Annotated in this window: 26 protein-coding genes; 18 read left to right on the forward strand and 8 right to left on the reverse strand. The window is 40.0% G+C overall.

Features of this window, described 5'->3' with window-relative positions; genetic code table 11:
- Positions 1-44 precede the first annotated feature (44 nt).
- The 6 genes from sftI to ACOZ9X_RS01385 all read left to right on the forward strand — a co-directional run bounded on the left by sftI (position 45) and on the right by ACOZ9X_RS01385 (position 6620).
- Complete coding sequence (sftI, locus tag ACOZ9X_RS01360) at positions 45-1385, forward strand: sulfoquinovose isomerase (RefSeq protein ID WP_423416708.1); 1341 nt, start codon at positions 45-47, stop codon at positions 1383-1385.
- A gap of 17 nt (positions 1386-1402) precedes the next feature.
- On the forward strand, positions 1403-2575 hold the full coding sequence (locus tag ACOZ9X_RS01365) for a diphosphate--fructose-6-phosphate 1-phosphotransferase (protein WP_423416709.1): 1173 nt from the start codon (positions 1403-1405) through the stop codon (positions 2573-2575).
- Positions 2562-3278 carry a GntR family transcriptional regulator gene (locus ACOZ9X_RS01370; RefSeq protein WP_423416710.1) on the forward strand — a complete coding sequence of 239 codons (717 nt, stop codon included), beginning with the start codon at positions 2562-2564 and terminating at the stop codon, positions 3276-3278. The genes ACOZ9X_RS01365 and ACOZ9X_RS01370 overlap by 14 nt, the downstream gene beginning before the upstream one ends.
- A 23-nt stretch (positions 3279-3301) precedes the next feature.
- Entirely contained in the window at positions 3302-4192 is an 891-nt protein-coding gene (locus ACOZ9X_RS01375) for a class II fructose-bisphosphate aldolase (protein ID WP_423416711.1), read from the forward strand.
- Between the two features lie 21 nt (positions 4193-4213).
- Positions 4214-5644 carry an aldehyde dehydrogenase family protein gene (locus ACOZ9X_RS01380; protein ID WP_423418200.1) on the forward strand — a complete coding sequence of 477 codons (1431 nt, stop codon included), beginning with the start codon at positions 4214-4216 and terminating at the stop codon, positions 5642-5644.
- A 73-nt stretch (positions 5645-5717) separates the two neighbouring features.
- On the forward strand, positions 5718-6620 hold the full coding sequence (locus ACOZ9X_RS01385) for an AEC family transporter (RefSeq protein WP_423418201.1): 903 nt from the start codon (positions 5718-5720) through the stop codon (positions 6618-6620).
- Positions 6621-6658: 38 nt separating this feature from the next.
- On the opposite strand, the gene ACOZ9X_RS01390 is transcribed toward ACOZ9X_RS01385, so the two are convergent.
- The 5 genes from ACOZ9X_RS01390 to ACOZ9X_RS01410 all read right to left on the reverse strand — a co-directional run bounded on the left by ACOZ9X_RS01390 (position 6659) and on the right by ACOZ9X_RS01410 (position 12067).
- Positions 6659-7384 (reverse strand): alpha/beta hydrolase, encoded by a 726-nt coding sequence (locus ACOZ9X_RS01390; RefSeq protein ID WP_423416712.1) that lies wholly within the window; start codon positions 7382-7384, stop codon positions 6659-6661.
- A gap of 1 nt (position 7385) precedes the next feature.
- Positions 7386-8042, reverse strand: coding sequence for a hypothetical protein (locus ACOZ9X_RS01395; protein ID WP_423416713.1), 657 nt, complete (start codon positions 8040-8042; stop codon positions 7386-7388).
- Between the two features lie 285 nt (positions 8043-8327).
- Positions 8328-9470, reverse strand: coding sequence for a Ger(x)C family spore germination protein (locus tag ACOZ9X_RS01400; protein ID WP_423416714.1), 1143 nt, complete (start codon positions 9468-9470; stop codon positions 8328-8330).
- Complete coding sequence (locus ACOZ9X_RS01405; protein WP_423416715.1) at positions 9467-10567, reverse strand: GerAB/ArcD/ProY family transporter; 1101 nt, start codon at positions 10565-10567, stop codon at positions 9467-9469. The genes ACOZ9X_RS01400 and ACOZ9X_RS01405 overlap by 4 nt, the downstream gene beginning before the upstream one ends.
- Before the next feature lie 3 nt (positions 10568-10570).
- On the reverse strand, positions 10571-12067 hold the full coding sequence (locus ACOZ9X_RS01410; RefSeq protein WP_423416716.1) for a spore germination protein: 1497 nt from the start codon (positions 12065-12067) through the stop codon (positions 10571-10573).
- 571 nt (positions 12068-12638) lie between these two features.
- Between ACOZ9X_RS01410 and ACOZ9X_RS01415 the strand changes: the two genes are divergently transcribed.
- Positions 12639-12818 carry a Spo0E family sporulation regulatory protein-aspartic acid phosphatase gene (locus ACOZ9X_RS01415; protein WP_423416717.1) on the forward strand — a complete coding sequence of 60 codons (180 nt, stop codon included), beginning with the start codon at positions 12639-12641 and terminating at the stop codon, positions 12816-12818.
- A gap of 10 nt (positions 12819-12828) precedes the next feature.
- Here ACOZ9X_RS01415 and ACOZ9X_RS01420 read toward each other — a convergent pair whose 3' ends face one another.
- Positions 12829-13728, reverse strand: coding sequence for a LysR family transcriptional regulator (locus tag ACOZ9X_RS01420; RefSeq protein ID WP_423416718.1), 900 nt, complete (start codon positions 13726-13728; stop codon positions 12829-12831).
- A 277-nt stretch (positions 13729-14005) separates the two neighbouring features.
- Between ACOZ9X_RS01420 and ACOZ9X_RS01425 the strand changes: the two genes are divergently transcribed.
- Positions 14006-14629, forward strand: coding sequence for a methanogen output domain 1-containing protein (locus ACOZ9X_RS01425; RefSeq protein ID WP_423416719.1), 624 nt, complete (start codon positions 14006-14008; stop codon positions 14627-14629).
- Positions 14630-14652: 23 nt separating this feature from the next.
- Here the strand turns inward: ACOZ9X_RS01425 and ACOZ9X_RS01430 are convergent, their stop codons facing one another.
- Together ACOZ9X_RS01430 and ACOZ9X_RS01435 are read right to left on the reverse strand one after the other, a co-directional pair.
- On the reverse strand, positions 14653-15549 hold the full coding sequence (locus ACOZ9X_RS01430) for an STAS domain-containing protein (protein ID WP_423416720.1): 897 nt from the start codon (positions 15547-15549) through the stop codon (positions 14653-14655).
- Between the two features lie 171 nt (positions 15550-15720).
- Positions 15721-15921: a cold-shock protein gene (locus ACOZ9X_RS01435; RefSeq protein WP_066397748.1), complete on the reverse strand. Its 201-nt coding sequence runs from the start codon at positions 15919-15921 to the stop codon at positions 15721-15723.
- A 376-nt stretch (positions 15922-16297) separates the two neighbouring features.
- On the opposite strand from ACOZ9X_RS01435, the gene moaA reads away from it, so the two are divergent.
- The 10 genes from moaA (at position 16298) to ACOZ9X_RS01485 (ending at position 24585) form a co-directional block, all read left to right on the forward strand.
- Positions 16298-17317, forward strand: coding sequence for a GTP 3',8-cyclase MoaA (gene moaA, locus ACOZ9X_RS01440; protein WP_423416721.1), 1020 nt, complete (start codon positions 16298-16300; stop codon positions 17315-17317).
- 139 nt (positions 17318-17456) lie between these two features.
- Positions 17457-18008 (forward strand): VOC family protein, encoded by a 552-nt coding sequence (locus tag ACOZ9X_RS01445; RefSeq protein WP_423416722.1) that lies wholly within the window; start codon positions 17457-17459, stop codon positions 18006-18008.
- Positions 18009-18018: 10 nt separating this feature from the next.
- Positions 18019-18318, forward strand: coding sequence for a hypothetical protein (locus ACOZ9X_RS01450; protein ID WP_423416723.1), 300 nt, complete (start codon positions 18019-18021; stop codon positions 18316-18318).
- A gap of 64 nt (positions 18319-18382) precedes the next feature.
- Positions 18383-19057 (forward strand): TVP38/TMEM64 family protein, encoded by a 675-nt coding sequence (locus ACOZ9X_RS01455; protein ID WP_423416724.1) that lies wholly within the window; start codon positions 18383-18385, stop codon positions 19055-19057.
- Positions 19058-19242: 185 nt separating this feature from the next.
- Positions 19243-19785 (forward strand): peroxiredoxin, encoded by a 543-nt coding sequence (locus ACOZ9X_RS01460; RefSeq protein WP_423416725.1) that lies wholly within the window; start codon positions 19243-19245, stop codon positions 19783-19785.
- 239 nt (positions 19786-20024) lie between these two features.
- Positions 20025-20474: a TlpA family protein disulfide reductase gene (locus tag ACOZ9X_RS01465; protein ID WP_423416726.1), complete on the forward strand. Its 450-nt coding sequence runs from the start codon at positions 20025-20027 to the stop codon at positions 20472-20474.
- Positions 20475-20486: 12 nt separating this feature from the next.
- Entirely contained in the window at positions 20487-20921 is a 435-nt protein-coding gene (locus ACOZ9X_RS01470; protein WP_423416727.1) for a Dps family protein, read from the forward strand.
- A 143-nt stretch (positions 20922-21064) separates the two neighbouring features.
- Entirely contained in the window at positions 21065-22054 is a 990-nt protein-coding gene (locus ACOZ9X_RS01475) for a TAXI family TRAP transporter solute-binding subunit (protein ID WP_423416728.1), read from the forward strand.
- A gap of 49 nt (positions 22055-22103) precedes the next feature.
- Positions 22104-22607 carry a DUF1850 domain-containing protein gene (locus ACOZ9X_RS01480; protein ID WP_423416729.1) on the forward strand — a complete coding sequence of 168 codons (504 nt, stop codon included), beginning with the start codon at positions 22104-22106 and terminating at the stop codon, positions 22605-22607.
- Between the two features lie 52 nt (positions 22608-22659).
- Entirely contained in the window at positions 22660-24585 is a 1926-nt protein-coding gene (locus tag ACOZ9X_RS01485; RefSeq protein ID WP_423418202.1) for a TRAP transporter permease, read from the forward strand.
- Positions 24586-24603: the final 18 nt, after the last annotated feature.

Consider the following 24603-nt stretch of genomic DNA (forward strand, 5'->3'; position numbering starts at 1 on the left):
AAAAAAGTCATGTAGAAAGAACAAAATGAAGGATGTGGACAACTATGCAAACGCCATCAATCGTATATATCCCGATTGGCAGAAAAACATTTGATCTAGAAGCTGGTGAGCAATACCGTGAACAAAGCTCTGAATGGGTTAACAAGACGTACCACACTGTTTATGAACCAGAAGAAATTCTGACATCTGTGGAAGATCTCGAGCAATTCCTTGAAACGTTAACAAATAAGAACATTGATTCTATCATCTATCAAAGCGTTACGTTTGCAGATGGTGAGTTTATCGCGAAGGTCCTTCAATATCGAAACGAACCTGTTGTTGTATGGTCTGTAAGAGAACCAAGTGTAGGCGGAAGACTGCGACTTAATTCATTAACTGGAGGAAACAGTACGAGTAATGTTCTCATGCATCATCGTCATCCTTTTACATTCGTACTTGGTAACCCAGACGAAGAACAGCTTCAACAGCAGCTTTCACGCCAAATCAGAGTGAATGGTTTGATGAATAAGCTGAAACAGCTAAAAATTGGAGTGATTGGAGAACATCCGCCTGGTTTCTTCTTCTCAGACACAGATGAAGAGCTTCTTCATCAAAAACTGGGAGTAACCCTTAAAAAGATGGATCTGTTAAAAGCGTTTCAAGAATGTGTAGAGCTGCCAGAGGAAGAATGGGCAGGTGCTATTGATCGAGCTGAACAGCAAGTCATCGGATTGAATCGATCTGATGAAACGGTAAAGAAGTTTGCGCAGTTTTCCACGTATGTGAAAAAGTATATTGAACAAGAAGATATTGCAGCACTCGCTGTAAGATGCTGGCCGGAATTCTTTAATGAGTTAGGAGCAGCTGCGTGTTCAACGCTCTCTCAGTTTACCGAAGATGGAGTGGTATCTTCCTGTGAGTCAGATATTCACGGTGCGGTTTCGATGTTCATCCTACAAGAACTAAGTGGAGGAAACGCTCCGTATCTCGGAGATCTAGTTCATGTGAATGAGCCAAATAATTCAGTTGTTTTCTGGCATTGTGGAGCAGGTGCTTATTCTCTTGCAAGTCCGTCAACAGGCGCGCAATCAGGTGTACATCCTAACCGTAAAATGGGCTTTACGATGGACTTTGGATTAAAAGCTGGAGAAGTAACGATCTTCAGACTGGGGTATACGCCAGATGGGTATCGCCTTCTAGTGATGAAAGGTGAAGCGCTCGATGTTCCACAGCCGTTTTCAGGTACCTCTGTTGAAGTGAGATTAAACGGAAATGTTTCAGAAACTGTAAGTGCTCTTATGGAAAGTGGCTATGAACCTCACTTTGCTGTCGTGTATGCAGATGTTGCTGATGATCTATTGCAACTAGGCAAGCAACTTAACATTCCTACTGAGGTGTACCTATAGGAAGGGAGCGAACTTAGATGGCAAAGAGAGTAGCAATTGGGCAGGCTGGAGGTCCAACAGCCGTCATCAATGCCAGTTTAGTAGGTTTTGTAGAAACGCTCCAACAAGAAGTAGAGTTATTTGGTGTTTATAACGGTTATCAAGGATTATATGAAAACAACATCGAAAAGCTGGATGCTGAACTTTTAGAATGGATCAAATCACATCAATTTGTAAACGGAGCATGCCTCGGTTCAGGACGTTATGAATTTACAACTGAAAAAATTCAAAAATCCCTTTTGCATCTAAAAAAGCACGGTATTGATACTCTTGTTTTTATTGGCGGCAATGGTACGATGGCAGCTCTTCATAAGCTGGCTGAGGAAGCGCGTCACATTCACTATGATCTTCAAGTCATCGGTATACCGAAGACGGTTGATAATGATCTAGCTGAAACGGACCATGCGCCTGGCTTTGGAAGTGCCGCGCGTTATGTGACAACAGCCGTCAGAGATATTAGCAGAGATCTATGTGCCATGCAGAATTTTGAGCAAGTAAGAATACTAGAAACAATGGGGCGTAACTCAGGGTGGCTCGCTGCTGCAAGCGGTCTTTTGAGAAATGGAGAAGAAGATGGGCCTCACTTGGTTTATGTTCCTGAACGGATCATTGAGCCTGAACACTTTTTAGCAAGAGTTAGCGATGCTGTTGGATCTTTTGGATATGCAACGATTGTTGTTGCCGAAGGATGTAAAATCAATTCCTTTTCCGATCAGGTCGAGAAAGCGAATGTTCAAGGCAGAACGATTCTTGGCGGTATTTCTGGTGTGCTTGAGAAAATGGCCAAAACAGAACTTGGTGTGATGGCTAGAGCTGAGATTCTTGGTATGAATCAGCGCAGCTCATCAGCTGTTATTTCAATGCAAGATCAATTGGAAGCTTTTGAAGTGGGACGAGAAGCTGCAAGACTTGTATTACATGGTGAGACGGGGAGAATGGTTACCATACAACGATCGGCAAATATAGATTATACTTTTAGTATGAATAGCTGTCCTCTGCAAGTTGTTGCGCAGGGCGGGGAACGTTTCCTGCCTGATGCATTTATTGATGAACCGGAAGCCTATTACAAATGGCTCCGACCTCTCGCAGGGGAAGATCTACAGCCTTATCCCACTGTGAGAAAGAGGAGAATTCTTAATGAAAAGCAATAATACAGCACTATATCTGCAAGTAAAAGATCATCTAATAGAAAAAATACAACAACAAATTTGGCGTCCAAGCCAGCTCATTCCAACAGAACAAGAACTTATGAAGCAATTCGGAGTGAGCCGCACGACCATCCGTCAAGCGATTAATATGCTTGTGGCTGACGGTCTTCTAGAAAAACAACAAGGAAAAGGAACGGTTGTCAAGCCGCAACAGCTTGTTGGCTCACTAAGAAGATTAAAAGGATTTGCTGAAGAAGTAATGGAAAAAGGACAAGTTCCGCACTCTAAAGTTCTGCGTGCTGAGTTCAGTGATTCTTTGTTTCTCGAAAAAACGAAGCTAGGATTAAATGAAGATGAGAAGGTTTTAGTGATTGAACGCATCCGATTTGCTAACAATGTACCGATTGCACTTGAAAGATCTTGCTGGCCTGAATCGATCGGCAAGTTATTGATGAAGCATGATCTGGATACGGCTAAGTTTTATTCGATTCTTGAGGAAGACAATATCTTATTAAAGCGGGCAGAAGAAAAGATTTCAGCGATTAATGCAACGATGGCCGAAGCAGATGTGCTCGGCATTCGTGCAGGAGAAGCTCTTTTAGAAATGACAAGATTGAGTTTCGGTTTGAACGACAAGCCGATCGAGTATACAAAAACAAGGTATAGAAGTGACCAATACCACTATGACATTGAACTAAGACGTTAATTAAAACATTCGGAGGTAATACAATGGGATATATTTCAGGAAAAGAACTGTTAACACATGCTTACGAAAATAAATATGCAGTTGGGGCATTTAGTGCACATAACGCAGAAACTATTCTTGCAATATTAGAAGCTGCTGAACAAGAACAAGCACCAATCATGATTCAAGTAGGGCAAAAAGTAATCAACACGATCGGACTTGAACCGATGAAGGCAATGATTGATGTTTTCATGAAAAACATATCCGTTCCTGTTAGTATCCATCTGGATCACAGCAGAGAATATGAGCAGACAATGAAAGCGATCCAGCTTGGTTTTCAATCCGTCATGTTCGATGGATCGGCTCTTTCATTTGAAGAGAATACTTACATTACACGAAAAGTAGTAGACGCTTCACGTGCTCTTGGAATCGGTTCTGAGGGTGAGATTGGTAAGATTGGCGGAACGGAAGATGACATTACGGTTGCTGAAGAAGACGCAATGATTACAGCAACCGAAGAAGCAGTGGCGTTTGTTGAAGCAACGGATGTTGACTATCTTGCCGTTTCAATCGGAACAGCACACGGCATCTATAAAAATCCGCCGAAACTGGCATTTGATCGATTAAAAGAAATCTCAGCAGCGGTTAACCGTCCGATTGTTCTTCATGGCGGATCTGACGTGCCAGATGAGCAGATTACAAAAGCTGTTTCACTCGGTATCGCAAAGATTAATGTGGATACAGAGCTTAGACAATCCTTCACAAAAGGAATGCAGCAAGTCCTTCAGGAAAATCCAGAAGAGTATCATCTTGCCGTTTCACTTGGTAAAGGCCGTCAAGTCATGAAGGAGAAAGTACAGGAGAAAATACGTTTATTCGGAAGTGCTGGCAAAGCAAACGAATTTACAACGCGCGAAAAGGTCGTAACGTTATAAAATAGGGAGTGATGATTTGTGATGATTAAAACAAAAGATCAATCGTACGGGCTATGGATTAACGGTACATGGAAAGAAAAAACGGAAGTCATGGAAGTAATCAATAAATATACGCAGAAAGTGGAAGCAACAATTGCTCGTTCCGAAAAAAAAGATGTAGATGAAGCAGTGGACGGAGCAAAGAGTGCATTTAAAGAATCCTTTTCTGCCTATGACCGTTACCTTGTGCTTATGAAGGCTGCGAAACTGTTATTGGAGAAAAAAGAAGCGTTTGCTAGTGTGTTAGTCGCTGAAGTAGGTAAGCCGATTCGTGATTCACGAGTAGAAGTAGAACGAGCTGCGCAAACACTTGAAATCTCAGCTGAAGAAGCAAAGCGTATTCACGGCGAGGGTGTACCTGTAGAATCCGCACCAGGCTCTGAAAATCGAATGGCTTTTACATTAAGAGTACCAGTTGGTGTTATTGCGGCAATTACACCATTTAATGTGCCTCTGAACCTTGTTTGTCATAAGATTGGTCCAGCGCTGGCAGCAGGAAATGCGGTCGTGTTAAAACCCGCTGAAGTTACCCCGTTATGTGCCCTTATGTTGGCAAAGGTATTTAAGGAAGCTGGCTTACCTGATGGCAGACTGCAAGTCATTACAGGTGATGGTGCAGAAGTAGGCGGATGGCTGCTAGAAAATCAAGATGTTAAGATGTTTACTTTTACTGGAAGTCCAAGAGTCGGTGAAATTATCAGGCAAAAGGCAGGACTTCGTAAAGTGTCACTGGAGTTGGGAAATAACTCCGCAACGATCGTTCATAAAGATGCTGACCTTGATAAGGCTGCAGCACTCATAGCGAACAAAAGTTTTAATAATGCAGGTCAAGTTTGTATTTCTGTTCAGCGTGTATATGTTCATCAAGATGTAAAATCGCCTTTTATTCAATTATTAAAAGATAAAACAGAACAGCTTCAAACTGGTGATCCCCTGGACGAAACAACAGATATTGGCCCGATGATCCGACAGGCTGAAGCAGAGCGTGTTGAAGAGTGGGTGAACGAAGCAGTGTCTGACGGAGCAACTATTGTAACGGGTGGTAGACGTAATGGAGCATTTTACGAGCCTACGATACTCTCAGATGTTAAAAGAGAAATGAAAGTTTGCAAACAAGAAGTGTTTGGTCCTGTTGTTGGGATAGACACATATGCTACGATAGACGAAGTGATCGAACAAGTGAATGACTCGGATTATGGATTGCAAGCAGGTCTTTTCACAAATGATCTTGCATTCGCTATGAAAGCGGCGAAAGAGATTGAAGTGGGCGGACTTATCGTAAACGATGCTTCAGCCTACCGAGTGGACCACATGCCATATGGTGGCGTAAAGCAGAGCGGTACAGGAAAAGAAGGCCCACACTATGCGATTGAAGAGATGACTGAAGAACGAATCATTGTTTTAAATTTGTAGCGAGAAAAAAGTGCTGATCTTACTTGGTCAGCCTTTTTCCGTTGTAGTTAACAGAAAGAAGGGGTAAGACATGATAGAGCTGCTGAGCATCATTCTTCCGGTATTTGCGATCTTTGGAATCGGATTTATCGGTCAAAAAACGTTAGGTTTCGAAACACAAACACTTTCCAAGATGGCACTTTATCTGATGTCTCCTTTTCTTGTATTTCGAACGTTTTATGAAACTACTTTTACGAAAACGTATGGATATATGCTCATCTATACGCTCATACTATGTTTCACTTTGATCGGTCTCGTGTACGTGATCAGTTATTTTAAAAGATACAATATGCGGGAAACATGCGGTGTCATTTTAGCTTCTGCGTTTATGAATAATGGGAACTATGGTACTCCAGTCGCGCTGTTCGCGTTTGGGGCAGCAGGGTTAGATTATGCGGTTGTTCTTATGGTTATCCAGCAGTTAGTCATGTGTACAGTAGGAGTCTATTATGCAGCAAAAGGCAGTCCGGAGAACGATGGAATCTCTTCAGCATTAAGAGCAGTGCGACGGATGCCGATCGTATACGGAGCGATAGCGGGTGTAGTCTTTCAACAGTTACATATACCGATAAAAGGTTCTGTGTCAGAAGCTCTTGATCTTGTAGCAAACTCTGCGATACCAACCATTATGATCATACTTGGTATGCAGCTAGCGAAGATATCATTGCGCCATGTACAAGTAGAGAAGTTAACGTATTCGTTGCTATTAAAATTAGCGGTGTCACCTCTGATCGCATTTTGTATCACGTTGATTCTTCCTGTTGATGATATGCTTGCAGCGATTATGATTCTTATGGCGGCAATGCCTTCAGCAGCAAACACAACGATGTATGCGTTACAGTTTGGAACGGAGCCAGATTTTGTTTCGAGCGCAACGTTAGTGAGTACACTTTTTTCACTGATCACTCTGCCCATATTACTTGCTGTATTAATGTAAAAAAACTCACAAAAATAGTGAGTTTTTTTGTTTATATGTTATTGATTATCTAACCACTTAATGATCTCTTCAGAAACAATATCCTGCTGTGATTTAGCAGAAATGTCTGCTTGATTATCACCTTTTTGCTCTCCATACATTCCGAATTGAGCATGATTTCCACCTTTGATCTCAAATAGAACAGTCTCACGTGACAACAGGCTTTTCGTTTCCTCAATCTTATCCCTAGTCGTTAGCCCATCTTTTTCTGCGTAAATAGATAGAATCGGTGTGTCTTTGTTTGAAAAGTCATCACCACTTGCAGGATAAGAGGCAAGCAGAATAACACCATTAATCACATCGGGATTTTCATTTGCAAATGAAGCAGCGCTTACTCCTCCTAAAGAGTGCCCGCCAATAAACCACTTCTTAATAGATGGATTTTGCTTGATCCATTCTTCTGCTTTATTTGTCTCAAGCATGGCAAGGTTGAGGTTGAATTTCGGGATTCCGACGGTGTATCCAGATTCTGATAATGATTTTCCGAGATAACCATAAGCTTCTGGTTCAACTTTTGCTCCGGGATAGAGGACAATGCCTACCTCTTTATTAGTCCCGCTAGGCTGGAACGTCACCCAATCGTCTTCACGCTCAATGTCACCAACACTCCTCAACAGTTCTTTAGTAGGTTCATATGTCTGTTGAGTCCACACAAAAAATCCGATCAAGGCGCATACAAATAGTACTGCTATTACAAGAAAAGCTTTCTTGATTAGTCGTTTCATCTTAAGCACCTTTCATTTTACGGTCTTGGTGGATCTTCGTTGCAACAAGTGTAACTATCAGAAATAACTCAAATCCGTTCGTGACAGCAGCACTTTCAATTGAAATAGGGACCGCGCTTCCGACTGTCATCACAACGGAACCAATCAACATCCACTTCCAGCCCGTTTTTTTCCAAAGGATCGCTCCTGCAGTGATTAAAGCAATAGAAACAAAAAGGACCATGAGAGGAGGACCTGATGAGGGTTCTGCTGAAACATAACGAAGTAATCCATGTTCTCTCTCAGGAACGATCTTTATCCCGTATGTTTCTGTTACAATTTCCATTATGATAAGAGCAACCGTGTAGAGAAGAGCTCCTATGTATACAGCTTTTCGCTCGGCGAACTTAATCCCAGCTCTGTTTAAAACACTCCATGAAAATAGAACGAGCGTAGGGGTGAAGAACGCATGAAACCAAAATCGTAAATAGCTCAAGTTCTCTAAAAGAGGGCCTTCTCCTAAATATCTTCCTACGGCGATGAGTCCGTTATCAAATACAAGTCCGAATACGACCAAATAGAGTAGGGAAGAAGTATCCCAACTGTTGCCGAAGTTGATGCACATAATAAGTAAAACGAGGTAAGCTGCTGTATAGATGAAATACAATACCGTATCCATGATATCCCCCCTTTCATTTATACTCTAAGAATTACCTTATGCTTACGTGGTAAAACGTTATGAGTAGATAATATTCTGATTGAGGAACATCATAGCGACAACTTTACTTATTGTTTATTTTTTTGAAGTAGTGCGAGTCTCCTTTTTCCATAGTGGCATTCCTCTTTTTTGAAGCAACTTATACAGTGTGATGTAAGTGAACGGAAATAAGAAGGAAAGCACGGTGAAAAAGATAAATCGCCAAGTAAGAATGCGAGCTAATAATTCATTCATCTCGAACATCACTTATCTTAGACCTCCTGCTGAGCTAATCGTGGTATGGATGTGTGTGTTTATCTTCACTTGGCTAAAGTGATTTTCACCAGTTTCCCAATTCTTTTTGAGCTTTAGCCATTCTTTATGATGATGCTTTTCCATGTAGACACCAAGGCCAAGAACATCGGTTTTATACTGTGTCTGCAATGTCTTAATGAATTGTTCGGTTTTCATAGCAATCTGTTTCTCTACTTCTTTTTTCGCACGTTTTGCTGAAATAGTACGTGTATCCATCTTCTTATTGACTTCTTGAATTTCTCCTTCTACGCTGACAGTTATTGTGAATGTAAGTTGTCCATTTGCTGTTGGAACGAGTTTGATTTTGCTTTTCGATCTATCAATTTTATAGATGTATAGATCATCATCTAACTCGAAAAAAAGCATACCTTTTTGAAATTCACCCTTCAAAATGTTCATAGCTTCTGTATCCTTTTCATTTAGGATATGTGCTAATCTGCTCGATTCTCCTTTTATGATGGCGGCACCGCCAATCTTGATCTCTTCAGTGCTTTTATAATTCAGCACTGGCAGGACAAATGAACGATGAGCTAGGAGATCTTCCTGAAGGTCTCCTAACCTCTTAATACTCGCAGCACGTGAATGATTCTGTACATTAGCAGATAGCGTATCGATATAGATTGAAGGCAGTTTTTCGTTATTCTCAACGTTTAGGTAGCGCTTTGTATTTCCCTTTGTAATGAAGACACGAACACTTCGTCTAATATCTTCATGCCTGACAAAAAAATCAAGCAGACGCTCCATTCTTTGTGGCTGTTTGGCTACCTTATCCGAAACCAAAATAATCTGATTGTGAGCAAAATATAATTCTTTGTTAGAGTATTGAGCAATTCTTGAAATCTGTTCAGATAGATCGTGACCTTTGTCTTGAAAGTTTTGATACGCTTTTTCGTTCGTTACCTCGGGCTTTAGTGACCTTGGAACAGCAACTTGAAAAGTACCATTCATCACGGGCTGACTCGTATCGTCATCTGAGTCTACCTGATCGATTCCCACACCAATCACAAAGGCCTTTTTTTCGATCTCACGTGCTCCGCATCCTTGTAACAAGCTAGTAATTAGGAGTAATGATAAGATATAACAACGTTTTTTCATTTTTTCACTCCTCTTATCTTAGCAATAATATAAAGAGGTACTGGGACAACAGCAATCAATGTTAAGCTGAGTCGTCCAATGAATGTTCCCATTGCTTCCATTCCTTCCATGCCTACCGGAACCATGGACACAAAGAAAACGATAGGAGACAGGATGACGATAAGCGTTTCTTTCTTCGTTTTTTTAAATAAAGATTCTAAGACGATAAGTGAAGAATCGATAGACATCGATGTTGTATTAAAGATCGTCATGATCCATATCGTAAAATAGACGGATTCGAATCTTTCAAAAAATCCGCCAGGAAGCTCTATTTCCTTACCTAACTCGATCGTTGGATTCTCTAAAAAATCAGTGCCTAGATTAGAAAAGACGGCAACACATGAAACAAAAACCATCGTGTAGATGATAATTGAGATAAATACACCTTTCACAGCAGCAGACGAAGCTTTTTCTGGTTCATTAACGAGGTAAGAGTAGCTTAGGATAATTGAGATTCCCGTGAACGAAAAGAAAATATTGATCATACCTGATCCATAGCCTTGCAAATCTGTGGTGAGCAGTGGATAAAAGTTATCCAGATGCATGATCCGGATATTTAGGACGACTAATAATAATGACACGATTAATACGATAGGTAAGAACATGGAGTTTATCCGGATGAGTGCTGTACGAGAACCAAAAAGCGCATATACGGTAACAAGCAGGAAGAGTAGGCTTAAACTATCAGAGCTAGTGTTGGGCAGCAGATATTTTTTTGTGATCTCTGCGATAGCTCTTATTTCATAGGCTGCAAGTAAAGCGAAAAATACACCATAAATAGTAATTAAAAGGAAGGCAATCGGTTTTGGTATGATCGCTAACAAAATTTCATAGATTCCTTTACCAGGATACATTCGAATAAACTGGCCCATGATCCATACGATAGAAAGCACGATACCTCCCATTAATAAAATACTGATTACACCATCGATGCCGTTCGTTACGGTCGTGATATAGCGAGGCAGATTAAAGATACCTACACCAATTACCATGGAAGCAACTGCGTACATTAATTCTTTAGCACTGATAGAACGGTCGGTGTATTTGACTTTGCTCACAGTTTATTCCTCTTTCTCTGAACGGACTTCATCTACAGGATCTAAGAAAACAGGTCTTTTTTTAATAAATGAGATGGGCAAGCGTACGAATAGCTCTTTCCAGTCGTTGATAAAGATAGGTGCAAGAGGTGCAGCGTATGGAATACCTAGACTGGTCAGATTGACTATATGGATGACAAGTACGATAAAAGCGAGTGAGATCCCATAGAGTCCCATCATGCCGGCAGCAAAAATGAAGCTGAACAAGAGAATTCTATAAGTTACACCCATGCTGTAGACTGGCAATGTAAAAGAAGCGATCGCTGTGATAGCAATTACGATCACCATGACGGTACTGACAATTCCAGCTTGAACAGCAGCTTCTCCAATTACGATTCCTCCTACGATACCGATCGTTTGTCCGATGGGTTTCGGAAGGCGCAGTCCTGCTTCCCGTAGAAGTTCCATCGTGATTGCCATCATCAGAGCTTCAACAAATGCGGGAAATGGAACACCCTCACGCGAAGCGGCTATCGAAAAAGCAAGACGTGACGGAATCAAACCTTGATGAAAAGAAACAAGGGCTATATAAAAGGATGGAAGAAATAATGAGATAAAAACGGCGAGTGCACGAAGCATGCGCAGCAGTGAACCGATATGCCACCTTTCATAGTAATCTTCAGGTGACTGAACCGTATCCAGGATTGAAATAGGTGCGATCAATGCGTTTGCTGTCTGATCAGGAATAATCGCTAATCTTCCTTGCAAAAGAGAAAGTGCAACTTTATCAGGACGCTCCGTGCTAATAAACTGCGGAAAGGGAGACATAAAGTTGTCTTCTATCGATTGTTCGATAATGCCAGAGTCGATAGGTGCATCAATGCTTATATGTTGTAAACGATGTCTTGCTTCATCTACGATTGCAGGATTGATTACATCACCAATATACAATAACGCTACTTTTTTCTTCCCTCGTTCACCGATCACAAAAGTTTCTATCTTGAAGTTCTCATCTGTGATCTGTCTACGAATCATCGCGATGTTGACACCGATCTCTTCTGTGAAACTTACTTTAGGACCACGGATAAGAGATTCTGTTTGTGGCTCCTCTATTGCTCGAACTTTACCGCCATACGTATCCACACTAAAACCTTCATTTATGGAATCCATTAAGATAATGGTTTTGCCGTTTAATAGGTGGTTGATCACATCATTCATTTTTGATATTTTAGCGGTTTGAGCGATTAGATAGATATCAGAATACATTTGCTCAAACAACGATGCATCCACAGGTGGTGCGTATTTTATATACTTAATTGATTTTAAGATGTTCTGCAGCTTATCTGAATCAACTAAATCTGCCATATACAGAATAGTTAAAGGCGTATTTCTGATCTCGTACTGTAGCATTTTTAAATCTGGCGTTGGACCGAGCGTAGTTTGAATCCCTTCCAGATTGCTAGAAAGATTGTTGCTTAATAATGGGGAGTGGTCTATATGTGGATTTCCTTCTTTTTTCAAGGCAACAGACCTCCCTCTTTTTTACTAGGTATGTCCATTGAATGAGGTGTTTATTCCTGTAACTAGGTAGAAGAAAAAATATACAGGGCCGTGCAAAAAAAAAAAAAGAGAAGCCCAATGCTTGAATGGAACTTCTCTTTTCGAATATATTGTTGCTCTTGAAAGTAGTCGATCTCCGTTTCAGGTGCTCGCTTTCCGAGGGGCGTGCGGTGAGCCACCTAGTGCCTTGCACCATTAGGTGGCTCACCTGTCCCGCCTTTATGCTCCTTGCTCCTGCGTCTACAAGTTAATGCTAGAGGAGTAAGCTTCCTCGTCGCATGCCTTGCGAGATGTACTTCAGGTGGCAGGCAAGCACCTTACACTCCAATCAACTTATCAATGATGTTTTTTAAATATTACGTCAAAAGCAACGATCATTTAGAAATGAGCTTCCTATATAACACACAAGAGCCTTAAGAATAGATTAGTGGTCTTTAACTATTTCTAAATTTACATAAAAACAAAGAACAACTATGATAAATGCATATCCATTTATTTGGAAGTAGTTTGTTGATAGAAAGGGAAATCATTCATGGATGTTGATCTAAATATATTATTGCAAGAAATTAAAATCTGTCGTCAAGAAATGTATGATCTTAAACCAAGTTCCAATGATTTTTCAGATGCTGATCTCGTCAAACAGAGTCAAAAGCTGGACAAACTGATCTATCTTTATCAAAAAAGAATAATGGAGAATCCATCTGTTAAATAAGAGATCAAAACTACTGATTTAAAAGATACTTTACTTTTTCTTTAAATTCTTTCGCTTCTACAGAAAGACCTTTTGTTAAAGGATATAATGTCCAAAAGTCTTGATAGATTAAATCAGGCTGCTTGAACGGGATGATGGCTAAGTTGCCGTTCTTAACATCGACATTGTTTTTGAAGGTGAAGTTAAAAACAAAAGAAAAAGCATATCCATCCAAGATCGCAGAACGCATGACTTCAATATTATTGGATGAGAATAGAATCTGTTCGTTCTTTACGTATTTATCGTTGAATGTTATACCTCCTTTAGAATTATAAATCACCAGTTTTTCATCGCTCAACTCATCTGGCGAAAGAAAATCTTTGTAGTACAACGAAGATTTCTTGCCTGCACAAATGCACACGTGTCCTGTATACAACAATTCATAGTCCACTCCTTTTTCATGTTGAAGGTTGGATACTTCATAATCTGTAAAAGGACTTAAACCAATATCAATATTTCCGTTTTTCATTTCCTCTAATATATGATCTTGATCGATCTCTCGAATCATCACGTTCGTTTCAGGAAATTGCTCATGAAATAACAAAAAAGCATCGTACACGATGTACATCAGTGCTGGTGCACATCCCACTCTTAACACATGTTTTTTGGCATGCTGTTTATCGGATAACTCTTCATGAAGCTCTTGCATTTTTTTAAGAATCTCGTAAGCTTTGGACACGATAAATTTCCCATCACTAGTAGGAATAGTACCTTGTCTAGATCGAGTGAAAATAGTTACACCAAACTCTCTTTCGAGCTGAGTGATCGATTGTGATATCGCTGAAGGAGATAGATGAAGTTTGTCTGCCGCCTTCGTAATCGAACTTTCTTTGGCCACTTCTACAATGTATTTCATTTGTTCTAAGTTCATCGTTATCTCCTTTATTTAAGCTATGTTTAACTAAGTTGATTATATTTAATTTTAACTTAAACTTAATTGAATGAAAACCGTTTCTGACAGGAACAGTCTCCCTAAGTATAAAGTTTTTAGTATAAAAGAGTGCTAGAAAACTTAAAGAGTAAAATATTTTTTTCGATGAGTAAAATAATGTTTTAAACAATCTCATTCGGGTATCCAAAGAGTGTTGTCCATATCTTGCCAAAATAAATGATACAGCATGTAATTCAATAGAAAGGGTAGATGCATTATGAACCTTTCAAAAGGTGAATTGAATGGACACACTTTTTTAGCAAAACTCATTACTCAATATGCCCACATTCATAAAAAATCAATTGGTCCCGCTGCGGAACTATATATCGAGCAGCTCGGTCTGCGTACCGGTGAATGGATAGAGAGATTCTATGATGTTCCATTGGACTGGACCGTTGATCAATACGTTCATGTTATCGTGGATTTAAAAAATTCCATCGGCGGGCATTTTGAGATTGTCAGTGTATATCCTGACCATGTAATAGTTCGTGCAAAAGAGTGTCCTTTCGGGGAATTTGTTAAGGATGCACCGCACTTATGCAAAATGACATCCAGTGTACTTGGAGGAATAGCAGCACGAAACTTCGGTTATGGAAAAGTTTCGCTGCGTCAAAGAATCGCTCTTGGAAGCCCAACCTGTGAAATAGCCATATATTTTCAGCCTGATGAGCGAGAAAAAGGAGATATCTATCAAGACATTCCAGTTACACCAGAAAACGGAGATCCTTTTTCTTGGGAAGAAGAGACCATCAGTATGCTTAATAATGAGCTGAAAAAATGTGATGATATGGTAGAATCACTTCTCCAAGAGTTAGAGGAATTAAAACGTGGCAACTCCTAAAAACGATTAAAACAGACCCTAAATCAGAGTCTGTTCTTTTTGTTGGGTTTATTTTTTTGATCCAATTTACCATATCCAAAGTCAGCTAATGCTTGAAGCAGGTTTCCTTTTAAAGTGATTTCATCAAAATCCAGATTCAAGCTAACAGATGTTTGTGCAATCTCAGGACTTAAACCTGTTAGTGTTGTTTTAACCCCTAAAAGTTTCAATGTTGAGACAAGCTGAAAAAGTCGGTGAGCAACCATTGTGTCAATGTAACTCACACCGGATAGGTCGATAACTAAAGAAGTAATTTCATGATCTAAACACTGTTGCAGCGTAGCTTCGAGTAAGAGCTTTGCACGGTTCGTATCAATATCGCCGACGATGGGCAGAACGGCTACTCCAGGAAAGAGAGGTACAACAGGAACAGATAGTTCTTGAAGAGATAGATGGAACTGTTCACTCATCTCTCGGTAACTCTTCACATATGACTTACTGAACGCTTGTACCGCGTAATCGATCATCGGATTGATCGTCATTGAAATATGCAATACGGAATCCAAAGACATCGATTGCAGTGAACCCTCTTCTTTTATAAAATCCCAAATCACTTCCCGATAGAAAGATGTACTCTCAAGTGTTGTATCGAGCGGCTGGCCAGAATGAACAGCGAGCATGCCTATATGTTCTCCCCATTCGAAAATCGTTTCCTTTGAATCCGATACTTTTCCAGATACGGCATCACCAATTAAACGAATGAACATAATAGATTGTTGAAGTTCCTCGTACTCATTCAGGGGAGCATTTTGTTGAAGTGAAACATATGCGTTGCTATTTTGTATGTTAGTTATGATCTTCTCTGCAATTTGAGGAGCATTTTCAGCAATTCGTGTTCCGATTTCAATCTGATCTTGTTTCTGCTTCAAGTGAAGATCCATTTTGAACTCCTAATTATTTAAGACGTTAAATGTATTTTAACAAAAATAATTAATACATGTTTGAATTTACTGAAAAATTTTTAAAACTATGAAATGTTTAGAATGAAGGAAAGTTGAGGTCATAAAAAAAACAGGCCTCTTTTGCAAGAGTCCTGTTTATCTATTGGGTTATTATGCTTTACGTACGTTAGTAGCTTGAGGTCCGCGTTGTCCTTGTTCAACTTCGAACGTTACGTCTTGACCTTCGTCTAATGATTTGAAACCATCAGCTTGGATAGCTGAGAAGTGTACGAATACATCGTCTCCACCTTCGCGCTCGATGAATCCGAAACCTTTTTCTGCGTTAAACCATTTAACTTTACCTTGTTCCATTTTTGTTGCCTCCTGTCGTGCCAAACCGCACAATAATACTATCTCTGCTCAAAAATATCAAGATAATAGGTTTACCTGTACAATCGAACAAAAATAATTCTTATTTATCGTAACATTTTACTAACCAATAAACAAGTGCAACAAGAAAAAGGAAATGATTAAATATTCGGTATGATCATTAAAAGCCTATAGAATAAGGAATAGCGAAGTAAGATGCAAAAAAATTGGTAATAATGATCTATTTAAAAGTTCAAATAGTGATTATGAACTAATCTCTTTCTTTTTAAAGAAGAACCATTTTGTAAGTGGTTCTGGTTTTAACTTCCTTTTATTCGTGGTACATTGATAAAAATACTAAAACAAATGATGTGATGATATGAATGTAGGTAATGGAATCACTGATCGTTTGCATCGTCCCCTTCAGGACCTGCGGATTTCGGTAACTGATCAATGTAATTTTCGGTGTACCTATTGTATGCCTAAAGAAATTTTCGGACCAGATTATCCATTCTTAACACCAACCGAGTTATTATCTTTCGATGAGATCGTACGTATTGCCTCACAGTTTGCAAAAGCAGGCGTGGAAAAAATTCGAATTACTGGCGGTGAACCTTTACTTCGTAAAAATCTTCCGAATCTGTTGAAGCGTCTACGAGCAATAGATGGAATCAAAGATATCGCATTAACGACTAATGGCGTATTCCTTCCAAAGATGGCGGTTTCTTTAAAGCAAGCAGGTATGGACAGAGTAACCGTGAGTTTGGATACGCTTGATAACGATTTATTCGGCTATATTAACGGACGAGGTGTAGGGGTTTCTCCTGTATTGAAAGGAATAGAAGCTGCACATGAAGCGGGTCTTGCTGTCAAAATAAATATGATGGTCAAAAAGGGGATCAATGACAAAGAAATTCTTCCTATGGCCCGTTATTTTAAAAACACTCCATATGTATTGCGATTCATTGAATATATGGACGTCGGCACCTCAAACGGTTGGAACTGGGACGAAGTCGTGTCAAAGAATGAGATCATAAAGATGATTGATTCGGAGATGCCGTTGAAACCGGTTGATCGAACATATTATGGAGAAGTTGCCAAACGCTATCAATATGCTGACGGTCAAGGCGAGATTGGTATTATTTCTTCAATCAGCGATACGTTTTGTTCGACTTGTACAAGAGCGAGATTGTCGGCGGATGGAAAAGTCTACACATGTCTTTTTACAGGGAAAGGGACTGACCTAAAAGAATTTGTACGAGCTGGTGCTTCTGACAGGGAGATTTTCAATCGCATTGTTGAAGTATGGGGAAATCGTTCTGATCGATATTCAGATGAAAGAAAAGAACAAGGAATAAGTGAAAGAAAAAAAATAGAAATGTCCTATATTGGAGGCTGAGGTTATCAGCCTCTTTTTCTTTGCATCTTTTTTCTGGTTGAAGTTTGTTAATAACTATTTTATAATAACTTACATAAAGTAATTAAATAATCTATAACATTTATCGTGTTCGCTATTATATAGTAAAGAAGGACGAAAGATGATGCCTATTCATAAAGAAACTCATATAGGAAGTGTAACTTTACAAGTTAAGAATCTGGAGAAGCTTGTTACTTTTTATACAGAAACGATCGGTCTTCAAATTTTATCAAAACGACAAACTAGCGTGAAATTAACAGCTGATGGGAAAACGCCACTCCTTATTTTAGAAGGTAATCCTGAGCTTCAACAGCGACCAATGAAAAGCGCAGGTCTATATCACTTGGCTTTACTTGTACCAAGTAGAAAAGATCTTGCGAATGTGCTGTATCACTTTATTGAAACAAACACACCATTGTTAGGAGCGTCGAACCATAGATTTAGCGAAGCGATCTATTTACAAGACCCTGAGAACAATGGAATCGAAATTTACAGAGATGTTGATCGTAAAGATTGGGTGCGAGATGAAAGAGGAAAACTGCCAGCCGTCAGCGAACCATTAAGATGTACAAAGTCTTTTAGCGGAAAGAGATATAAAGACGTGGAGTCGTCTGCCAGAAAACACGGTCATGGGCCATGTGCATCTGAATGTATTAAATATCGCTCAAGCTGAAAACTTCTATATGAACGTATTAGGCTTTGAAGAACAGACAAGGATGGGGAACCATGCTCTATTTATCTCAGCGGGAGGATATCATCACCATATTGCCGTGAATATTTGGAACGGGATAGATGGCGAGTCAAACCGAGATGATGTAACAGGACTTCTTCATTATGAAATCATTGTTCCAACGAAGTCAGAAGTCAAAAAAGTTTTAAGTGCTCTAGAACGTGAGCAAGTTCCATATCATATAGAATCGGAAAACATTTTGTTAAAAGACCCTTCAGGTAACGGAATCATGATAAAAGCCAAACAGCGCTAACGTTTATAAACACTCAAAATCAGGAATATTAAAAGTAAGAAAAAACGGCAAAGAGGGGGGTTATATGAAAAGAAGCACTTTGATGAAGATTACTGTAATCTTATTGATTGTTTTGTTTCTATTTGCTCTCAACCATTTTGTCTTTAAAATAACCCCCATATCTATGCGTGATTGGGTATTATCCTTTGGGATGGTCGCTCCAATCGTTTATATCATCGTAAATGTAATTCGACCCTTTACTTTATTTCCAATCTCTGTTCTTTCACTCGCAGGCGGTTTAGCATTCGGAGTAGTATGGGGAACGGTTTATACCGTATTCTCAGCGACGATTGGTGCGATTTTATCGTTCTACATCGCTAAGCATCTTGGAGCGAGATGGATCAAACAAAAAGCAGATTCACCTTCAAGAATTGAGAAATGGCAGAATCAGTTAAAGGAAAAAGGGTTCCTTTATATCTTTTTATTGAGAATCATTCCAGTATTGAATTTTGATGTTGTAAGCTATGTGGCTGGGATCTCTAAGCTTAAACTTCGGTCATATATTTTAGCTACGATGCTTGGCGTTTTACCAGGAACACTCGCATACAACTTGTTAGGTGATAGCTTTATTAAAGGGAATGGAACAATCCTTGCAATTGCGATCGGCCTAGCGCTATTTGTAGCTTGTATACCGATCCTAATGAAAAACAAACAAATCATAACTAGCCAGATCCACCAGCATAAAGAAGATAATGCATAGTCTTACTCCTAACATTGGAGTAAGGCTTTTTTTGTTTTTTTCTACGGATGAGCATAATACTTGTTCCTTATTAATAATTATTATAAATTAGTATTGACTTCAAAATAGAAGTGAGTATAATAAAGATTATAAACGACATGATAATGATATTCATTATCATTTAAAATATAAGGAGTGAATTTCAAATGGCAGAACGTATGGTAGGCAAACAAGCACCCCGCTTTGAGATGGAAGCGATCATGCCTAATAAAGAAACGAAAAAAGTAAGTTTAGAAAAAAACATGGAAGATGGAAAATGGACGGTTCTTTTCTTCTATCCAATGGATTTCACTTTCGTATGTCCGACTGAAATCACTGCGTTATCAGATAGATATCGTGAATTTGAAGACTTAGATGCGGAAGTAATCGGGGTTTCAACAGACACGGTTCATACCCATTTAGCATGGATCAACACAAGTCGCGATGAAAACGGACTCGGTGAACTTAATTATCCTCTAGCAGCAGACACGAATCACCGTGTATCACGTGATTATGGAGTACTGATCGAAGAGGAAGGCGTTGCACTTCGTGGCATGTTCATTATCAATCCTGAGGGTGAGATGATGTATCAAGTAGTCTTCCACAACAATATCGGCCGTGATGCTGATGAGACACTGCGTGTACTTCAAGCTCTACAAACGGGCGGACTTTGCCCAGCAAACTGGAAGCCAGGGCAAAAGACACTTTAATTAAAGGATTCTCTAAGAAGGTAGTTGCTTGGAGTATATTACCTCATTGAAAAGTTGATTGGAGTGTAAGGAGCGAGACTCCTGGAGGATCAGCGGGACAGGTGAGACTCTTAACAGCGCAGAGCGCTAAGAGGCTCACCGCACGCCCCCCGGAAAGCGAGCTCCTGTAACAGAAATCAACCACTTTCAAAACTACTATTGTGAAATCAAAAATTGTTTAAATTCTGGAGGAATAATAGATGAAACTACGTGAACAAATGCCTGAACTTGATGGTGCTACAACTTGGTTGAATGAACAAGTAACAAAAGAAGAGTTGGTTGGAGAAAAAGCAACCTTAATCCACTTCTGGTCCGTAAGCTGCGGATTGTGTAAAGAAGCGATGCCAGATGTTAACGAGCTTCGTGATGAATATGAAGATGATCTAAACGTAGTGGCTGTTCATATGCCTCGCTCAGAAAATGATTTAGATATGAGTGTCATCGAACAGATGGCGATCGGGCATGATATTACTCAGCCGATCTATGTAGATAGCGAGCACAAATTAACTGATGCATTCGAAAACAAATACGTACCAGCGTACTATGTGTTTGATAAAGAAGGAAAGCTTCGTCACTTCCAAGCTGGAGGAAGCGGAATGGACATGCTTAAGAAACGTTTGAACCGTGTGTTAAACGAAGAAACAAAATAAGGAGATGTTTATATGAATACCATTCAAGAAGTACTAAATCGCCAAGTAGCGAACTGGAATGTATTGTTTGTAAAACTTCATAACTATCACTGGTATGTAAAAGGACCTCACTTTTTCACACTTCATGAAAAGTTTGAAGAACTGTACAACGAAGCCGTTACGAACATTGACGAATTGGCTGAGCGACTGCTCGTTCTAAAAGGGACTCCGGTTGCTACGATGAAAGAATATTTAGAGTTGGCTACAGTAGAAGAAGCAAAATCTAACGAATCAGCAGAAGTTATGGTTCAAAACGTTATTCACGATTTCGAACTTCTCATCGCTGAGATTAAAGAAGGAATGGAAGTAACCGAGCGTGAAGGAGATGAAGTAACGCACGATATGTTATTATCCGTTCGTGAAAGCCTTGCTAAACATAATTGGATGCTACGTGCATTCGTAAGCTAATAATAGGAAGAGAAAGAGTGACTTCGGTCGCTCTTTTTTTATGTCTAAATTATATATCTAAAAATTATAATTATTCTGCAATTTTAGCGAAGCTTATGCTAAAATTTAAGAATGGACCAAATTATTCCAAGAGGAGGACAAACATGAAAAAGGGGATTGCGTTATTATTTATACTGATTCTTGCCTTTTCACTAGCAGCATGTGGTCAGAAGATCGAGACTCCATCTGAAAAGAAAGAAACAGGTGACAAGAGTGCTTCTTTAAATCTTGATCAGATCAGTATTGTAACAGGCGGGACAGGCGGTACATATTATCCACTTGGCGGAGAGATGGCTAAAATTGTGAAAGATGAGTTAGATGTTGAAGCAAACTCTCAAGCTTCAGGTGCATCTGTTGAGAACATGCAGCTGCTTCAAGATGGTGATGCTGATGTAGCGTTCACACAAACAGATATCGCTAGCTATGCAGTTGAAGGCAAAGAAATGTTCAAAGAAAAAGTTGATCAAGTAACGGGGATCGGGACATTATATCCTGAAACGATTCAGATCGTAACGTTAAAAGAAAGCGGAATTAAGAGTGTTGAAGATCTGAAAGGCAAGAAAGTTTCTGTTGGAGCGCCGGGTAGTGGAACGTTCGCAAATGCTGAACAAATTCTAAAGATTCATGGCCTGACAATGGATGACATCGATGCGCAGCATCTGTCGTTCGATGAGTCTACTGAAGGAATTCAAGATAAGAACATTCAAGCAGCATTTATCACAGCAGGAACCCCTACAGGTGCTGTTGATGCATTGTCAGCTACGAATCCTGTAACGATCGTACCGATTGCAGATGACAAGATTAAAGAGCTGATCGAAGCTCATCCGTATTACATTGAAGATACCGTTAAGAGTGGTACTTATAAGATTGAAGCAGATGTAAAAACGGTAGCCGTACTTTCGATGCTGACTGTTCGTAAAGATATGGAAGACGATGCTGTATATGCGATCACAAAAGCAATCTTTGAAAACACGGATAAGATCAGTCATGCAAAAGGAGAGCTAATCTCTGCAGAGAATGCAGTAGAAGGAATGGGGATCGACTTCCATCCCGGCGCTAAAAAGTATTTTGAAGAAAAAGGAATCTTAAAATAAGAGGTGTAAAGCATGGACTAAAAGATTATTTTTTAGTCCATGTATTCTTATGAAGAAAATTTTTGTAAGCATCGCGGGTTTAGTAATCTTAATCATGTTTTCAATGGTGCCATTTTTCAATTCCGTAGTGATTGAAGATGGAAAGACAGCGAGATCGTTAGCTTTCTTTGATGCAAATGAAGGCAGCGAATTTAGTATCGAATACATACACTCGATTCATAAAACACCGGTTCGTGAAATCTATCAAGTTCGTCATGAAGAAATCCTTCAGACTGAAATGAGGTTTCAGGAATTTGGAGTAGGCATGCCATCTGGTGCAGCTGAAGGTGAAGTATTTGCGCAAAAAGGTGAGAACTATATTTTATCCAACATGAAAAGAACGTTTCCTTCGTTAGATATCCGAATCGGACAAATTATAGCCAATCATACACTTCTTCTGAATGGGAATAAATATCCCTTCTCAGCATTCAGTGAAAAAGGGTCTTGGGTTTCAATAAAAGTAGAAAAACTGAACATATGGCAAAGGTTGATAGGAGGGAAAAAACTTGGATAAGAACAAGCATAGCGAGCGTGAACAAATATCAGATCAAGCTGTACAAGAACTGATGGAAAAGTACGATCCAGAAGCAGGCTTTCGAAAATTAAAAGGTGTGTTTTATTGGATCACACTCATCGGTTTGATTTCTTTTTCGTTATTTCAGCTCTATACAGCTATTTTTGGAGTATTGCCAGCACAATTGCAAAGAACGATTCATCTAGGCTTTGCACTTACGTTAATCTTTTTGCTATTTCCGGCTTCTAAAAAGAAAAAAGAAGGCAAGCCACTTTTTCAAGTCGCTTGGTATGACATGGTTTTGGCTGTTTTATCAATAGCCGTAGGATCCTATTGGTATCTGTTCATGGATGACCTTGTTATGAGGGTAGGAAGATTAACCACTCAAGATTTCCTAATAGGTGTGCTCGCGATCATACTTGTTTTAGAAGCAACAAGAAGGGTCGTTGGGCTGCCTATCACGATTATAGCAGGTCTTTTCTTGGTGTACGCGTATATGGGTCCTTATATGCCGGGCTTCTTAGAGCACAAAGGATTGACGATCGAACGAATCGTACGGACGATGTTCTTTACAACAGAAGGTATTCTAGGAACACCGCTTGCGGTTTCATCCACATATATCTTTTTGTTTCTTTTATTCGGAGCCTTTCTCGTTAAAACGGGAGTGGGCGAATATTTTAATGATCTATCCATCGTTATCGCAGGAAGACGAGTCGGCGGACCTGCTAAGGTAGCCATTTTCTCTAGTGCTCTTCAAGGAACGATCAGTGGAAGCTCGGTGGCTAACGTTGTAACTTCTGGGGCTTTTACGATTCCGATGATGAAACGATTAGGTTATGATAAAAACTTTGCAGGAGCAGTAGAGGCAGCTTCTTCAACAGGTGGTCAGATCATGCCTCCTGTCATGGGGGCCGCAGCGTTTCTGATGGTTGAATTTATCGGCGGTGGTATCACCTATTGGGATATCGCCAAAGCTGCCGCCATTCCTGCGGTACTATACTTTGCAGGAATATGGATCATGACGCATTTTGAAGCAAAACGAATCGGTCTTAGAGGGTTATCTCGTGAAGAGATGCCTGAAACGAAAAGAGTTATGAAACAGGTGTATTTGTTGATTCCAATCGTTGTGGTTATTCTCTTGCTTATGAGTGGTATGAGTGTAACAAAAGCTGCGTTGTGGTCAATCGTGAGTGCGATCGCGGTAGGCATGTTCAATAAGAAAACACGTATGGGACCGAAGCTCTTTTTTGAAGCATTAGCCGATGGCGCGAGAACCGCTCTTGGCGTAGCAGCAGCAACAGCAGCGGCAGGTATGATCGTGGGAGTGGTTACGGTAACAGGTGTCGGTCTTAAGATGGCGAACGGTTTGCTAGAGCTATCAGGTGGCTATCTCATTCCGACTTTGATCTTAACGATGATCGCATCGCTTGTACTTGGAATGGGATCGCCGACCACTGCGAACTATGTCATAACATCAACGATCGCAGCACCAGCCATTTTATTGTTTGGTGTTCCTGATCTGTCCGCTCACATGTTTGTCTTTTACTTCGGAATCATCGCGGATATTACGCCTCCTGTGGCACTAGCAGCCTTTGCAGCAGCTGGGGTTTCCGGCGGTGAACCGATACGAACCGGGATACTGTCATCAAAACTGGCTATTGCGGCATTTATTATTCCTTACATTTTCGTTATCTCTCCACAGCTCATGTTGATTGATACAACTTGGATAGAAGCCATTTGGGTAATCTCGACAGCATTTGTTGGAATGATCGCAATCGGTGCAGGCATGATCGGCTATTGGATGCGACCTCTTTCTTGGTTAGAAAGAATTGCAGCCGTTGCGATCGGCTTCTTGCTGATCTATCCAGAAGGTATGTTCAGTGCGATCGGTCTTGCAGCGTTCGCTCTTATGCTTGGAAGTCAGTATTGGCTTTTGAAGAAAGACAACACACAAGCACCATCATCACCAGCGGTTTAAAAGATGATTTGCTCAGAG

The organism is Fictibacillus nanhaiensis, assembly GCF_049537595.1.
Taxonomy (GTDB): Bacteria; Bacillota; Bacilli; order Bacillales; family Fictibacillaceae; genus Fictibacillus; species Fictibacillus nanhaiensis_F.